Annotated in this window: 16 protein-coding genes; 4 read left to right on the top strand and 12 right to left on the bottom strand. The window is 68.9% G+C overall.

Translation table 11 applies throughout. The features are described 5' to 3' along the window. Positions 1–8 precede the first annotated feature (8 nt). Entirely contained in the window at positions 9–518 is a 510-nt protein-coding gene (locus QA861_RS35825; RefSeq protein WP_334592877.1) for a tetratricopeptide repeat protein, read from the bottom strand. A 141-nt stretch (positions 519–659) separates the two neighbouring features. On the opposite strand from QA861_RS35825, the gene QA861_RS35820 reads away from it, so the two are divergent. Continuing rightward, positions 660–1,121 carry a hypothetical protein gene (locus QA861_RS35820; RefSeq protein ID WP_334592876.1) on the top strand — a complete coding sequence of 154 codons (462 nt, stop codon included), beginning with the start codon at positions 660–662 and terminating at the stop codon, positions 1,119–1,121. Positions 1,122–1,285: 164 nt separating this feature from the next. Here QA861_RS35820 and QA861_RS35815 read toward each other — a convergent pair whose 3' ends face one another. The 7 genes from QA861_RS35815 to QA861_RS35785 form a co-directional block, all read right to left on the bottom strand. Next, positions 1,286–2,929, bottom strand: a complete 1,644-nt coding sequence (locus QA861_RS35815; protein WP_334592875.1) for a DUF1996 domain-containing protein — start codon at positions 2,927–2,929, stop codon at positions 1,286–1,288. A gap of 221 nt (positions 2,930–3,150) precedes the next feature. After that, positions 3,151–3,843: a LuxR C-terminal-related transcriptional regulator gene (locus tag QA861_RS35810; protein ID WP_334592874.1), complete on the bottom strand. Its 693-nt coding sequence runs from the start codon at positions 3,841–3,843 to the stop codon at positions 3,151–3,153. After that, positions 3,828–4,862, bottom strand: a complete 1,035-nt coding sequence (locus QA861_RS35805) for a sensor histidine kinase (RefSeq protein ID WP_334592873.1) — start codon at positions 4,860–4,862, stop codon at positions 3,828–3,830. Before QA861_RS35805 ends, QA861_RS35810 begins: the two co-directional genes overlap by 16 nt. 49 nt (positions 4,863–4,911) lie before the next feature. Further along, positions 4,912–5,508 (bottom strand): winged helix-turn-helix domain-containing protein, encoded by a 597-nt coding sequence (locus QA861_RS35800; RefSeq protein ID WP_334592872.1) that lies wholly within the window; start codon positions 5,506–5,508, stop codon positions 4,912–4,914. A 319-nt stretch (positions 5,509–5,827) separates the two neighbouring features. After that, positions 5,828–6,856: a glutamine synthetase gene (gene glnII / locus QA861_RS35795; protein WP_334592870.1), complete on the bottom strand. Its 1,029-nt coding sequence runs from the start codon at positions 6,854–6,856 to the stop codon at positions 5,828–5,830. 258 nt (positions 6,857–7,114) lie between these two features. Beyond that, positions 7,115–7,789, bottom strand: coding sequence for an SCO2207 family protein (locus tag QA861_RS35790; protein WP_334592869.1), 675 nt, complete (start codon positions 7,787–7,789; stop codon positions 7,115–7,117). 97 nt (positions 7,790–7,886) lie between these two features. Then, entirely contained in the window at positions 7,887–8,261 is a 375-nt protein-coding gene (locus QA861_RS35785; protein ID WP_334592867.1) for an arsenate reductase family protein, read from the bottom strand. 151 nt (positions 8,262–8,412) lie between these two features. Here QA861_RS35785 and QA861_RS35780 point away from each other — a divergent pair, with 151 nt between their 5' ends. Further along, positions 8,413–8,721 (top strand): hypothetical protein, encoded by a 309-nt coding sequence (locus tag QA861_RS35780; RefSeq protein WP_059073302.1) that lies wholly within the window; start codon positions 8,413–8,415, stop codon positions 8,719–8,721. Between the two features lie 312 nt (positions 8,722–9,033). Here QA861_RS35780 and pspAB read toward each other — a convergent pair whose 3' ends face one another. From pspAB to QA861_RS35765, 3 genes are all read right to left on the bottom strand, one after another. Beyond that, positions 9,034–9,654 carry a PspA-associated protein PspAB gene (gene pspAB, locus QA861_RS35775; protein ID WP_334592866.1) on the bottom strand — a complete coding sequence of 207 codons (621 nt, stop codon included), beginning with the start codon at positions 9,652–9,654 and terminating at the stop codon, positions 9,034–9,036. Between the two features lie 14 nt (positions 9,655–9,668). Beyond that, entirely contained in the window at positions 9,669–10,592 is a 924-nt protein-coding gene (gene htpX, locus QA861_RS35770) for a zinc metalloprotease HtpX (protein WP_334592865.1), read from the bottom strand. Positions 10,593–10,808: 216 nt separating this feature from the next. Further along, positions 10,809–11,093: a hypothetical protein gene (locus QA861_RS35765; protein ID WP_334592864.1), complete on the bottom strand. Its 285-nt coding sequence runs from the start codon at positions 11,091–11,093 to the stop codon at positions 10,809–10,811. Positions 11,094–11,513: 420 nt separating this feature from the next. Here QA861_RS35765 and QA861_RS35760 point away from each other — a divergent pair, with 420 nt between their 5' ends. After that, complete coding sequence (locus QA861_RS35760; protein WP_334592863.1) at positions 11,514–12,932, top strand: DUF2252 domain-containing protein; 1,419 nt, start codon at positions 11,514–11,516, stop codon at positions 12,930–12,932. Between the two features lie 97 nt (positions 12,933–13,029). Here QA861_RS35760 and QA861_RS35755 read toward each other — a convergent pair whose 3' ends face one another. Continuing rightward, entirely contained in the window at positions 13,030–13,371 is a 342-nt protein-coding gene (locus QA861_RS35755; protein WP_334592862.1) for a carboxymuconolactone decarboxylase family protein, read from the bottom strand. A 273-nt stretch (positions 13,372–13,644) separates the two neighbouring features. Between QA861_RS35755 and QA861_RS35750 the strand changes: the two genes are divergently transcribed. After that, entirely contained in the window at positions 13,645–14,055 is a 411-nt protein-coding gene (locus QA861_RS35750; RefSeq protein WP_334592861.1) for a DUF7144 family membrane protein, read from the top strand. The last annotated feature ends 98 nt before the right edge of the window (positions 14,056–14,153 follow it).

The following is a 14,153-nucleotide window of genomic DNA, read 5'->3' as shown; positions in this document are numbered from 1 at the left end:
TCCAGGAGTTACGCGTCGGGCTCGGTCAGCAGTCGGGCGTAGTTCGCCATCGACCGCTGATAACGCGGCAGATGAGGAGCGAGGGCGCCGAGGACCAGCGAGAGGCCCTCACGGTCACGGCCGAGGCTGGACAGACACAGCGCCAGACACCCTCGTACGGCGTCGTCCAACTCATCGGAGGGGGCGTCCAGTTCGGGGGTGAGGAGCTTGACGCCCTCTTCGGCCCGCCCGAGGTTGCGCAGCGAACTCGACAGCTGGATCTTGGCACGGCGGCCCTTGTATCCGCTCTGTTCGCTGAGCCCGAGCGCGAGCGCCTCGCGGTAGAGCGGCTCCGCCCGGTCCGAGTGGCCCGTCGAATCCCAGGCGCACGCCTGTTCGAAGGGGGCCAGGGGGCTGCCTGCGGGCAGTTCCGCGACGAGGGTGTCGATCACCGCGCGGAAGTCGGCCCCGTGGTCCTCGTCGTAGTCGTCGAAGGTCGCCCAAGCGGCGACCACACGCCCTTCCCAGTCTGCGTTCACCTGCCCACTCTCGCACACGCGTTCACTGATTGAGTGGTTGGTGCCCCGTAGCCGTATCGAGGGCGAGGGCTCCTCGACGGGGTCTCCCCGCGGCATGGGCCGAGAGTAGTGTCGGCGCCGAACGGACCGGAGGAAGAACAGATGATGGTGACGCGACCGAAGCTCGCGACCGCCGCGGTCACAGCCGTGGCGGCGCTGGCCCTGGCGGGCTGCTCAGGTGGCGCGAGCGACCGGGCGGCCACGACGATCGACGCCACTCCGGTGGCCGCGACCGGCAGCCTGGAGCACATCGCGAGCGAGGCGGGCTGCGAGCCCATCATGCAGATCGACGCGGACGAGCTCCGTCAGGCGGCCTGCAAGACCACCACCTACGGCAAGTTCCTCCTCCTGACCTACGCCACCGACCGCGGTCAGCGTGAGTGGATCAACGGGGCCAAGGACTACGGCGGCTTCTACCTCCTGGGCCGCAAGTGGACCGCGGTCGGTGACGAGAAGGTGATCGCGAAGCTGCAGGGCAAGCTCGGTGGGACCACCGAGGTGGGCGCCGACCACAGCGCCCACGCCGGCGCCGAGGCGACCCACTCGGCCGGCCACGAAGGCTGACGGAAGCACACCGCGGCGGCCCGAGTGGAAACACTCGGGCCGCCGCGTCTGTGTCTGCGCGCTGTCTCCGTACTCGCCTCCTGGCGAGAACGAGAAAGCCGGTGGCGGGAGAACCCGCCACCGGCTTTCTCATGTGGTCCACCGACGGTGGACCACTGGTGGATCTACTGGCACTTCTTGCCGGTGTTGATGCAGTTGACCATCTGGTTCATCGTGTTCTGGGAGAAGAAGTTGATGAAGTCGTTGTGGTCGGTGATCGGCTTGTGCAGGTTCTCCGGGAAGGTGTCCACCGCGTACGGGTTCACCACCGTGCCGTTCTGCAGCTTCGGCGCCGGGACGTTGTAGACCAGACGGACCTGGAGCTGGGGGATCGCCTTGAAGCCGTTGGCGCAGGTGCCGTCGGCCTGGACGAAGGACACGTGAGTGCGGTGGTTCGCACTGTCGATGTTCTGGCCGTCCCAGCAGCTCTGGAAGTCGGTCGTACGGACCACGGCGCTGCCCTGCGGGCAGATCGGGTACTTGTCCTTCAGCTGCACCTTGTTCTCGAAGCCGGTGCAGCTCCAGTTGACGTTGGCGTTCGCGTTGCCGTTGACGAAGGCCTTGGCGTCACCGGTGATGATGCGCAGGGCGGTCGGCATCGCGACGACGTTGCCCTTCTTGTTGCCGACGAACTTGATCTGCGCCTGGGAGGCCTGCAGGATCTGGCCGACGTTGCCTTCCTTGCCACCACCGTCGTTGTTCTGGTCGAAGTCCTGCGTGCCGTTCTGCAGGCGCAGCACCGGCCAGAAGTACGACGACTTGTCGCCCTGGTTCTGGCAGCTGGTCTGAGCCGCCGCCAGCTTCTGGTCGCTCGCGAACGCGTCGTTGCTCTGGTTGCCGACGTAGTCGTGCAGGTGGTGCGCACCGTTGCTGACACCGGGAGCCACGATCACGTTGTCCGTGTTGTGGTTCTTGTTGCCGTTGGTGCCGCACTTCGTGGTGAAGGAGCCCGTCGAGCCGGTGTTGCCGTTGGCCGGCAGCCCGTTCGCGCCCACACCCAGCTGGGCGTTGCCCTGGACCTTGGTGATGTCGACGAAGTCCGCGGCCACCGGGCCGTTGCCGCCCTGGCCACCACCGGCGGCGTTGCCGGCGTTGCCCTGACCCTGACCCTGGCCCTGACCCTGACCGGCGTTGCCCTGGCCGTTGTTGTTCTGACCCTGGCCGTTGTTCTGGCCCTGACCGTTGTTGTTCTGACCCTGGCCGTTGTTGTTCTGGCCGTTGCCCTGGTTGTTCTGGCCGTTGTTCTGGCCACCGTTGTTCTGGTTGCCGTTGTTGGCCTGACCGGCGTTGGCCTGCGGCGCGGCCGCGACGCCGGTGCACTGGGCGAACTGCCCCAGGTTGTCGGCCCCGGAACCACCGGCGCGCTGGATGTTGATCCGGATCCGGTCGATCGCGGCGAAGCGCTTGTCCTTCAGCGGACCGACGATCGCGTTCTGCACGAAGCCCGGGTCACCGGCCTGCGCCTGCCGAGTGGAGGCGAGACGTGCGTAGGCCTCGGTGATCTGGTTGTCGAGGTTCGCGAGCTCCTTGTCCACGCCGGCGCGGGCACCGCTCGGGACGTTCGAGAGCTTCTGACCGACATCCGGGCAGTCGATCGTGGCGATCTGTGCGGCAGCGGCCTTGGTCTGGTTCTGGGCGCCGTTCTCCTCATGTGCGGAGGCGTAGAAATTCGCCCAGACAAGTCCACCACCACCGATCGCGAGGGCCGCGGATGCGGCCACGGCGCGAACGGCCAGTGGTGAGCGTCGTTTACGTGCATTGCGTCCCATGGAACTCCTCTGACTTCCTTGCGGGGCTATCGAGGCGCCCGACAGGAGTGAAGCGGCGCCATCCATTACGAGGGGGACCTCAGGAGTGTTCAGCCGCCTCAGAAATTGATGAGAGATTCGTAGGACAATTCGACCCCAACTCCACCGGGTATACCGGGAGTTGCCGATCTCTTACAGCAAGTGTTCGGCGGGGACCGGATATCGTCGACTATGGCGTACTTTCAGCGCCCCTGGTCGAGATAGGTGAGTACCGCCAGAACGCGGCGGTTGTCATCGTCCGACACCTCGAGTCCGAGTTTGGCGAAGATGTTGGACGTGTGCTTGGCGATCGCCCGCTCCGTGACAACGAGATGCCCAGCGATCGCCGCGTTCGAACGCCCCTGAGCCATGAGTTCCATCACCTCCAGCTCCCGGGGCGTCAACCGCCCCAGCGGCCGGCCGTCCCCGGCACGCGCCAGCAGCAGCTGCTGGATCACCTGCGGGTCCATGGCGGTACCGCCCGCCGCGACCCGTCGTACGGCGTCCACGAACTGCTCCGCGTCCAACACCCGGTCCTTGAGCAGATAGCCGACCCCGCCGTCCCCGTCGGCCGGCAACTCCCGTGCGTACAGCCGCTCCACGTGCTGCGACAGCACCAGCACCGGCAGCCCCGGCCGCGCCCGGCGGGCCCGCAGCGCGCACTGCAGCCCCTCGTCGGTGTGCGTCGGCGGCAGCCGTACGTCGTCCCTCAGTTCTCGGCTTCGCTCGAACCGGGAGGTGCCCCCATCGGCGACGTCCGGTGCCAGCTCGGCGAGCGCCCGGCCCAGCTCGGGGCCGCTCTCCACCGCCGCGGCGATCTCGAAGTCGTACGCCTCCAGCAGCCGGACCAGCCCGTCGCGCAGCAGGAACAGGTCTTCGGCTAGGACAACTCGCAAGGAATCTCCATGGTCACCACGGTGGGACCGCCAACCGGACTGCTGACGGCCAGGACGCCGTCGAATGTACCGAGCCGCCGCTCCACCCCGGCCAGCCCCGACCCGCCCCCGACCCGGGCCCCGCCCCGCCCGTCGTCGGTGACGGCGATCCGCAACGAGCCGTCCGCGTACCGCAGTTCGGCCGACACCCGCTCGGCGCCGGAGTGCTTGACGGCGTTGGTCAGCACCTCGCTCACCGCGAAGTACGCCGCCGACTCCACGGGCGCGTCCGCCCGGCCACCGGCCACGTCGACCGTCACCTCGGTGTCGACGGGCACCCGCAACGCCAACGCCCGTACCGCGTCGCCCAGTCCACGCTCGGCGAGCACCGGTGGATGGATGCCGTGCACCAGGTCCCGCAGCTCGGCGAGCGCCTCGACGGAGGACTGCCGGGCCCGCGCGAGCAACTCCCGCGCCTTCTCGGGGTTCTTCACGATGAGCGCCTCGGCGGTCCCCAGGTCCAGCCCCACGGCGACCAGCCGCGCCTGCGCACCGTCGTGGAGGTCCCGCTCGATCCGTCGCAGTTCGGCGGCGGAGGTGTCGACGGCGTCCCGGCGGGTCTCGGTCAACACCCGCACCCGCTCGGCGAGTTCACCGCGCCCGGCGCTGAGGAGGGCCCCGGTGAGCAGGAAGTGGAGCCGCAGGAGGGCGGGCGTCAGAAAGTAGGAGGCGACGAGGAGGACGGCCCCGAGGGCGCCGGCGGCGAGCGCGCTGCCCTGCCCGCCGACCGGCACGAAGCCGTACCACCAGCCGACGTACGTCCCGTCCGTGAGGGAGAGGACGAACAGCAGCGTCGAGCCGGCGAGCGAGGCGAAGGCGAGCAGCAGCGACCGCCCCCCGGCGACCACGACGGAACGAACCCGAACCCGAACCCGAACCCGAACTCGTGCCCGTACCCGAACTCGTACCCGTGCGGTGATGACGTCGTCCATACGGTCAGTCTCGCCGAGGGCGCCCCACCGGGTCACGGGCTCGAACACCCGTACCGGGGGGTGGTGCCAGAGACACCTCCTGGAGAGGGGCGCCAGGTCAGCGCGCGGTCGGAGGCGTGTACTTGTACCCGACCCGCCGTACCGTCTGGATCGCCTGCCGGTGCTCCGCGCCGAGCTTGCGGCGCAGCCGGGCGATGTGGACGTCGACGGTCCTGCCGTCGCCCACGTGCCCGTATCCCCACACCGTGGTGACCAGCTGGTCGCGGGTGTGCACCCGGCCCGGGTGGGCGACGAGATGGGCGAGCAGCTCGAACTCGAGGTAGGTGAGATCCAGTGGACGCCCGTCGACCTCGGCGGTGCGCTGTACGTCGTCGACGCGTACGAGGGTACGGCCGCCGTCGGCGGGCAACTGAGCCGGTGCAGCCACCAGTTCGGGGTCCGGGAGCGCGAACGGCAGTACGGGCGGCTGCTGGTCGGCGGGTACGAGCACCAGGTAGCCGATCATCGGCGGCTGGCCCGGCAGCGTGGGAAGGGTGTGCGGGGGAGCGGGCAGCCAGGTGGCACCCGGCGGGAGGAAGTCCCTGACGTCGACCACCTCGTCCCGGTCGACGGCACGCAGCCGGTGCCGTGCGGAACCGCCGGCGGAGAGGGGGGACAGGGGAGCCAGGGGGGAGAGCGTACGAGTGGTCGCCATGAGAGGTCAGCTCTTTCGCGCGAGGAGTTCGTCGGGGGGACGTACGTCGTGCGCGTCGGCGGAAGACCGAGAGGTACGGCTTCAGAGGGGCCGTACGGCTGGTGTTAGAGGGCCGACGCGTTCGTCGCGCGACAACACACCCGGTCGAAGTCGTGGTGCTGGCGGGAGGGCCAGAAGGGCTCGAGGTCGTGGCGACCTGTCGCGATGCACTTCTGGAAGCTGGCCATGGGTCCATTGAAGCAGAGAAGGGGGGAAGCAGAGAAGGGGTGTCCACCTGACGGTGGACACCCCTTCTCACAATCTGGGATGGGACTCCGGATCAGACCTGGCCGGCCTTCTCCAGGGCGGAGCAGCAGGTGTCGACGATCAGCCGCGTCACGAGGTACGGGTCGACGTTCGCGTTCGGGCGGCGGTCCTCGATGTAACCCTTGCCGTCCTTCTCGACCTGCCACGGGATACGCACCGAGGCGCCACGGTTGGAGACGCCGTAGGAGTACTCGTTCCACGGGGCGGTCTCGTGCAGACCGGTGAGACGGTCGTCGATGCCGGCGCCGTAGTGCTTGACGTGGTCGAGCGGCTTCGAGCCCTCACCGAGGGACTCGCACGCGGTGATGATCGCGTCGTAGCCCTCGCGCATCGCCTTCGTGGAGAAGTTGGTGTGCGCACCGGCGCCGTTCCAGTCGCCCTTCACCGGCTTCGGGTCCAGCGTCGCGGAGATACCGAAGTCCTCGGCGGTGCGGTAGAGCAGCCAGCGGGCGATCCACAGCTGGTCGGAGACCTCCAGCGGGGAGACCGGGCCGACCTGGAACTCCCACTGACCCGGCATGACCTCGGCGTTGATGCCGGAGATGGCGAGACCGGCCTTGAGGCAGTTCTCCAGGTGGGCCTCGACGATCTCGCGACCGAAGATCTCGTCGGCGCCGACACCGCAGTAGTAGCCGCCCTGGGGGGCCGGGAAGCCGCCCTCGGGGAAGCCGAGCGGACGGGCACCGTCGAAGAAGGTGTACTCCTGCTCGATGCCGAAGATCGGCTCCTGAGCGGCGAACTTCGTGGCGACCTCGACCAGCGGGGCACGCGTGTTGGACGAGTGCGGCGTCATGTCGATCTCAAGGACCTCGCACATGACGAGGATGTCGTCGCCGCCGCGGATCGGGTCCGGGTAGGAGGAGACCGGCTTGAGCACACGGTCCGAGGCGTGTCCTTCGGCCTGGTTCGTGGAAGACCCGTCGAAGCCCCAGATCGGCAGCTCGGCGCCCTTGGCGTCGTCGGCCATGATCTTGGTCTTGGAGCGGAGCTTGGCCGTCGGCTCGGTGCCGTCGATCCAGATGTACTCAGCCTTGAAGGTCACGGGACCATCCTTCGGGGTGGGTCTACAGGCGCACTTGCGGGTGCTGCGGCGCTGCGGCACTGGGGCGCCGCTCTTGGTACCCGCGAGCCTGTCAACAGGGGATTTCCCGGTCATTGCTCGAATGTGAACCCCGTGTTACCTGGTGTTCTTGTGGCGCGTTTCACGTGTGGAGGACGGCGCGGGGGGAACGGGTGGGTCCTGCCGCCCCTGGCCGGGAGCGACAGGACCCTTGTCCGAGCAGGCGTCAGCGCCGGACCCTCACCCCACCTTCTCGATCAGCGCCCGGCGGATCAGGAACTTGCCGGGCTCGCGGACCTGCTCGAAGGCGGCGTTGTTGAGCAGAGCGCAACTGCCCGACACCGAGGTCACCTCGACCGTGGTGGACTTGTCGTTGTCCAGGTTGGTGACGCGCAACGTGGTCCCGGCGGGGAACTGGTTGCTGGACGCGGCGGGGTCCCCGCCCTCACCGGAGAGGGTGACGGTGGACCCGTTACAGACCTGCTCCCCGTCGGCGCGCGCGCCGGGGGCGTCCGGAGCGGCAGGCGAGGCGGGCGAGGCGGTCTGGGCAGGCGACGAGGGTTGGTCGGCCGGCTCGGCGGGCGGGGTGGCGGGCTGCGCGACCTGGGAGTCCTGAGCCGACTCCCCAACCACGCAGCCGGACGCCTCCTGCTGCACCTTGATCTGAGCGACGACCGCGTCGCGGTTCGCGATCCGGGCCGCCGACTGGGCGTCGGGGTCGGCCCGTTGGTCCGCGATGAACTTCTGGTTGTTGCCGAGGGCGGTGGCGAGCCCCTGGCAGACGGTCGAGTCGGCGGCGGTCTGCGCCGCGTCGGAAGTGGCCGCCATGGCGAAAGCACCACCAGCCGCCACAGCGGCGGCACTTACGAACAGCGCCAGCTTCTTCCTCGTACTGACAGTTCTCCTGCGCGACATGCGCGCCTCCTGAAGAGATGGGGGAGCGTTCGTCGCTATGTACGAGATATCGAACGAGGTCACTCAGAGACCACAGGAGCCATCGGAGTGACGTACGTCACTCCGATGCTGGACGCCGGGACAGTGCGTCCCGCACAGCCTCGTCCGTACGGGCCACCACCGCGCTGCCGTCGTCGGCGGTGATGATGGGCCGCTGGATGAGCTTGGGATGCGCGGCGAGAGCGGCAACCCACCGCTCCCGGTCCTCCTCCGCCCGGCCCCACTCCGTCACCCCCAACTCCTTGGCGACGGCTTCCTGGGTCCGGGTGATGTCCCAGGGTTCGAGGCCGAGCCGATCGAGTACGACACGGATCTCGTCCTCGGTGGGCACCTCCTCCAGGTAGCGGCGGACGGTGTATTCGGCGCCCTCGGCATCGAGCAGCGACAGTGCTCCACGGCACTTGGAGCAGGCCGGGTTGATCCAGATTTCCATGGGGCCAACGGTACGCGAGAGACTTTCGAGTGCGCCCCGAAAGGCCTTGTGGCCAGGGGCGATTGTCAGTGCCGGACGGTAGAATAGAAGCAGTGTTCGAGGGTGTCGCCGGGGGGTCCGGTGCCGCCCCGACCGCGACAGGAGGATGCCTGTGCCCACTGCCGCTCTCAAGCCGTCGCCCACCCAGTCCACCGCCAAGAGGGGGGTCCTGCTCGATCTGCCGTACGCCCCCGTGGAGAAGCGCCCGCTGCCGCCGGGGCGCCCCCGCGAGTGGTACGTCACGCACAACCGCCGGCTCAAGGCGATGCGCCTCGCGATCGCCCTGCTCGACTCCGGCGTCCACATGCCGAACCAGGCCCGCAACGAGACGATCCGCAGCGCGGCGGATCTGATCGGCGTCCACCCACCGTCGGAAACGACGTGCCACATGGTCCGAGCACTGATGCGCTACTCCCGCTGAACACCCGCCGGGTGCCCACTCATCCCAGGGCACCCGGCGCACGGGGTTTTCCCACCCGCCCTTGCCGCCTCTGCAGCCCAGGCCGAAGTGCCCTCGCGGGTCCGGCGCCTGAGGACGAGCCCGCTGCAGCGCTCGCCTGTTTCCCACCCCGGTACCCCTCCGGCGCCGGCCCGCATTTCCAGCCCGTTGGGGGTCCCCCTCTGGGGGAGTTTGAGGACAACGCCCGTTCAGGGCCGCAGGGGGTCTGGGGGCGTAGCCCACCCCACCCGCTCACCCCACCCCCGTCAGCACAGCAACCACGGTCGGTCCGTCTCACAGGCCGGGGGCACCCCACACCGGGAACCAGCGACTCAGGTCCTGCTCGATCCGCAGATCACCGGCGAGCGCGGCCCGCACCTGCAACTCCAGCGCGCTGTCCCGCCGTTGCCCGTCACCACGCCCGTCACCACCCGTCAGCGGAGAGAAGGGAAAGAAGGTGCCGCGCTTGTAGAGATACACAAGCCCGAGCCGCCGAGGGTCCCCATCCCGCCCCCCACCCTCCACGTCCTCGAACCCGACCACCGAACACAACAACTGCGGCCCGAACCCACTCGCCTCCAGCGCACTGTTGACCGCGTGCAGGTCCCCTACGAGCGCCGGGAGATCCTCGGGCCCGCGCCGCGACACCAGCCACGAGTACCCGTACTCGTCCCGGACCAGCTCGACAGGCGGCCCGGTCCGCTCCGCGTCCGCGTCGAGGAGGGCCTGGACCTCCTTGCGTACGTCGTCGAAGGCCGGGCCCTCCACCGTGGCGAAGCACACCGATCCCCGGCCCGTGGGCGTGAAGCCGGCCGCGGCCTGGAGGGTGACGGCGGCCGACGGCAGCCCGAAGAGCCGGTCGAGATCGGGCGCGACGGGCCTGGTGCGCCCCAGCAGAATGTCCAGCAACCCCATGCGTGCTCCTCAGCTCACGAGTTCCCCGCCCCGGGAGCCGCCACCTCGCCCAACTCGCCGGAGATCCGCCCCAGTTGGTCGAGCCGCTGCTCCAGACTGGGATGGGTGGAGAAGTACCGTGCCAGGCCCGGCTCCTTGCCGAGGGCGGGCGTGAAGTAGAAGGCGTTGAAGGCCTGCGCGGTCCGCAGGTCCTTGGACGGGATCCGCGCGATGTCGCCGGAGACCTTGGTGAGCGCGGAGGCCAGTGCCGAGGGCTTCCCGGTGAGCAGCGCGGCCGAGCGGTCGGCGGCCAGTTCCCGGTATCGGGAGAGGGCGCGGATCAGCAGGAAGCTGATCGTGTACACGGCCGCGGAGACGCCCATCACCGCCGCGAAGACGACGGCGGTGTTCTGGTCCCGCCGACCCCCGCCGAACAGCTGCGAGTAGAACGCGAACCGCACGATGAGCCCGGCGATGACGCCGAGGAACGACGCGACGGTGATCACGGCGACGTCCTTGTGGGCGACATGGGACAGCTCGTGCGCGAGCACGCCCTCCAGCTCCTCGGGTTCCAGTCGCCGCAGCAACCCGGTGGTCACGCACACCACGGCGTGATCGGCGTTCCGCCCGGTCGCGAACGCGTTCGGCATATCCATGTCCGACACGGCGACCACGGGCTTGGGCAGGTCGGCCACCGCACACAGCCGGTCGATCACCCCGTGCAGCTGCGGATACTCCTCCCGCTCCACCACCCGCCCGCGCATCGCGAACAGGGCGACCCGGTCGGAGAACCAGTACTGCGCGGCGAGGAACCCCGCCGCGACCACCACGACCAGTACCCAGGATTTCAGCAACACGATCAACGCGGCGACGAAGGCCACGTACAGCAGTCCGAGCAGAAACAGCGTGACCGTCATCCGCACGGTCAGTCGTCGATCGCTCCGCATTCGGTTCGGCATCAGTACCACCCCGCAGTCAGGCACTCGCCCCACTGTCAGTGTGCACCCGCCCTGTCCCATGAAGCGGTCGCGATCTGCCCTGGGCCGGGCAAAGGGAAACCGTTACGGCACGCCCACCTCCGGTACCGGCAGGCGCGCCGACCGAGATGCTTCGGGGGCAACCGCACGAGCGGCGTTGAAATGCCCAAGCGGTCCGGCCAGGACTGGCGACAGGTCCTAGCGGTCGAGTGAGCCGTTCGAGGCGTCGGACGCGGACTGCCACGCCCGCATACCCGCTCTGGACGCCTCTTTGGCCCGCTGCCACTTCTGCGCCGCCTGCTGGGCCGGGGGTACGTCCATGTCGCGGAGCATGCGCCGACCTGCCGTGAAGACAGCCGAGGCCCCGATAGCCATGCCGGCGCATGCCACCACGGCGCCGGCCGCGGTGAGCACGGCGCCGATCATGACGAGCCGGGTGTCGATGTCGATCGTCCGATGGGACTGTTGGTGGTGATGGTTCATGGCTCCACCCTCCAACGGGGGGAGTCGCCTCGCATCCCGACCAACGGCTCAGGCCGCCGTGCGCGATCGGACAGGCATCGCCAGGATGCCGTCGGCACGCTCCGGACGACTCACCGTCTTCCGCGATGATCGCCGACTTCCGTGTGGCCGCCGCTCCCTGACGTATCGCCAAGGAAGCCGTTGGGGGGCGGGTGTTCCCGGCTCCGAGCCGCTGGACATATCGAACAGAGATATAATGTACTTTGACCGGTTTTTTCTCGTCGCTCGGTGGAATCGGATCATGCTCCGGGAAACAGTGGCCGAATCCCCCGGTTGTGGCACCGGTCGCGGCAAGCCCGCAGGGCATCGGAGCGGTCAGTCCCCCTCTGACGGCTATCCCCGGTACCCAGGGCGTCGGTGACCATCCCTTGGAGCGGCACCATGACCCCAGAGCCCATGGACGGATACCCGATGCGGAACCGCACTCCGCAGGAGCGGGCCGCACTCGGCAAGGCGGCGCGGGGGAGCGTACCCCGTGGCAGCCACGCCGAGTTCACCCCCGGACCGAAGCGGCCGGACCCCTTGGAGATCATCGAGAAGCAGTCGGCGACGCGGGTGCCCGAACTCGTACCGATCCGCTACGGCAGGATGACCGAGTCGCCCTTCCGCTTCTACCGGGGAGCGGCCGCCATCATGGCCTCCGACCTCGCGGACACCCCCAGGACAGGAATCACGACACAGCTGTGCGGCGACGCGCACATGCTGAACTTCCGGCTGCTGGCCTCGCCCGAGCGCCGCCTCATGTTCGACATCAACGACTTCGACGAGACACTGCCGGGCCCCTGGGAGTGGGACGTCAAGCGCCTGGCCGCCAGTTTCGTGATCGCCGGCCGGCTGAACGGCTTCAGCACCAAGCAGCGGGCCTCGATCGTACGGGCCGCCGTGCAGTCCTACCGCGAGAACATGCGCGCCTTCGCCGGACTCGGCAACATGGCCGTCTGGTACGCCCAGTTCGACGTGGACTGGGTACGTGAGCGGTTCGGGGGGGACCTGTCCGCGCGGGGCCGCGACCGCTGGGAGCGGGCGGTGACGAAGGCCCGTTCGCACGACACCCAGCAGGTCTTCGACAAACTGACCCACATCGTGGACGGCCGGCGCCGGATCACCCCGGATCCACCGCTGATCACCCCCCTCCAGGACCTGATGTCCGAGGGCCGGCGCAGCGAGCTGGAGCAGCTGATCCGCCGGCTCATCGAGCGCTACGGCCGCAGCGTGCAGTCGGACCGGCGCTTCCTCCTGGAACAGCACCGGGTGGTCGACATGGCGCGCAAGGTGGTCGGCGTCGGCAGCGTGGGAACCCGCTGCTGGATCGTGCTCCTGCTGGGCAAAGACGACGAGGACCCCCTGTTCCTGCAGGCCAAGGAGGCCGACGAGTCGGTGCTGGCACCCCACGTCGGCGGCAGCGTCTACCGCAATCAGGGCGAAAGAGTCGTCTCCGGACAGCGGCTGATGCAGGCCACCAGCGACATCTTCCTGGGCTGGGAGCGGGTCGAGGGGCTCGACGGCCGGCGCCGGGACTTCTACGTACGGCAGTTGCGGGACTGGAAAGGGGTCGCGGTGGCCGAGGACATGGTGCCGCGCGGCATGCGCACCTTCGGCGCGCTCTGCGGCGCGACCCTGGCCCGCGCCCACGCGAGGTCAGGCGACCGGATCGCCATCGCCTCCTACCTGGGCGGCGGCGAGTCCTTCGACCGGGCACTGGTGACGTTCGCCGAGTGCTACGCCGACCAGAACGAGCGGGACCACCAGGCACTCGTCGACGCCGTCCGCAACGGTCAGGTGGCCGCCGAAGCGGCCTGAGGAGACACGGCGTGCGGGAAGGGTGTGGCCTCCGGGCGGAGACCACACCCTTCCCGCACGTCACACCCCTTCCCGCACGCCGGCGTGCGGGAAGGGGTCAGCCTTCGTCGGGCAGGGACAGACCGAAGGCTTCACCGATGTTTCGGGCGGCGGACACCACGTGGGCGCTGCCGACCACGGGGGCGACCGCCACGAGGACGCCCTGGACCTTCTCCAGGGGCACGCCGAGTTCTTCGGCGGCGCCGACGTTGAGCACGTACGAGGCGGGGGAGGCGTCCATGGCCACCAGCGCCGCGATGCGCGTCAGCAGATAGGTCTCCGGGTCCAGCCCCGATCGCTCGAACGTGTCGAGCGTCATCTGGACGAGTGTTTCGAACACGGGGGCGTCCGCCTCGGCGAGGGCGCTGACCCCGCCTGTCCCGGTCGTTTCGTCGGCCATGGTCCGGCTCCTTCTTCAGCGGGTGTGGTGAAGCTGTTCCTACGGGACTTCAGTCGAGCCCTGCCTGCCTGAAGGGGCATCGCCCGCAGCGGGTGATTCGGGTTTCGTACCCGGAGTTCCGGCGAAGTGCCGCCGGGCACAACCCGTCGGCCGTCAGTGATCCGCCTCGCAGACTTCACCCTCCACGGGTGATCACCCGTCCCCTCGCACCCCCGCACGCTCGGAGGTGCAGCGCTGGGCGTTGCATCTCACTCAGGAAGCGAGGAATCCGTCATGGCCACGACCACACCCCGTCATCACGCGGAGACAGCCCATGCAGGTGCCGGCGGACTGGTGACGTTCGCCGCCGTCCTGCTGTTCATCGCCGGTGTCCTCGACCTGTTCCGGGGCATCATGGCGATCGCCGAGGACGACGTCTACGTGAACACCCCCAACTACGTCTTCAAGTTCGACCTGACCAGCTGGGGCTGGATCCAGCTCGTCCTCGGAGTGATCGCCATGGCGGTGAGCGCCGGCCTCTTCTCGCGCGCCACGTGGGCCCGGGTCCTCGGGGTCGGCATCGCGGGGCTGCTGATCATCGCCAACTTCCTGTCGATCCCGTACTACCCCTTCTGGTCGCTCACCCTGATCGCGCTGTACGCCTTCGTCATCTGGGCTCTGTGCGTCGTGGGGCGGGACGACTGACGCAGCACGCCGAGGCACACGCGGAACCGGAAACGCCGTACGAGACCACTGTGGTGCCGCGGAGATAACGGTGGGTGAGCATTCGAGATGCGGGGGAG

It is taken from the genome of Streptomyces sp. B21-083, from assembly GCF_036898825.1.
Taxonomy (GTDB): domain Bacteria; phylum Actinomycetota; class Actinomycetes; order Streptomycetales; family Streptomycetaceae; genus Streptomyces.
Note: the sequence above shows the minus strand (reverse complement) of the source record. Positions and strands in the feature narration are given on the sequence as shown.

What these genes read in the sequence shown, in the direction of transcription:
- QA861_RS35820 (WP_334592876.1), top strand. Translation starts at nt 660, where the DNA reads ATGATGGTGACGCGACCGAAGCTCGCGACCGCCGCGGTCACAGCCGTG.
- QA861_RS35815 (WP_334592875.1), bottom strand. Translation starts at nt 2,929, where the DNA reads ATGGGACGCAATGCACGTAAACGACGCTCACCACTGGCCGTTCGCGCC.
- QA861_RS35800 (WP_334592872.1), bottom strand. Translation starts at nt 5,508, where the DNA reads ATGGCGACCACTCGTACGCTCTCCCCCCTGGCTCCCCTGTCCCCCCTC.
- QA861_RS35790 (WP_334592869.1), bottom strand. Translation starts at nt 7,789, where the DNA reads ATGTCGCGCAGGAGAACTGTCAGTACGAGGAAGAAGCTGGCGCTGTTC.
- QA861_RS35785 (WP_334592867.1), bottom strand. Translation starts at nt 8,261, where the DNA reads ATGGAAATCTGGATCAACCCGGCCTGCTCCAAGTGCCGTGGAGCACTG.
- pspAB (WP_334592866.1), bottom strand. Translation starts at nt 9,654, where the DNA reads ATGGGGTTGCTGGACATTCTGCTGGGGCGCACCAGGCCCGTCGCGCCC.
- htpX (WP_334592865.1), bottom strand. Translation starts at nt 10,592, where the DNA reads ATGCCGAACCGAATGCGGAGCGATCGACGACTGACCGTGCGGATGACG.
- QA861_RS35765 (WP_334592864.1), bottom strand. Translation starts at nt 11,093, where the DNA reads ATGAACCATCACCACCAACAGTCCCATCGGACGATCGACATCGACACC.
- QA861_RS35760 (WP_334592863.1), top strand. Translation starts at nt 11,514, where the DNA reads ATGACCCCAGAGCCCATGGACGGATACCCGATGCGGAACCGCACTCCG.
- QA861_RS35755 (WP_334592862.1), bottom strand. Translation starts at nt 13,371, where the DNA reads ATGGCCGACGAAACGACCGGGACAGGCGGGGTCAGCGCCCTCGCCGAG.
- QA861_RS35750 (WP_334592861.1), top strand. Translation starts at nt 13,645, where the DNA reads ATGGCCACGACCACACCCCGTCATCACGCGGAGACAGCCCATGCAGGT.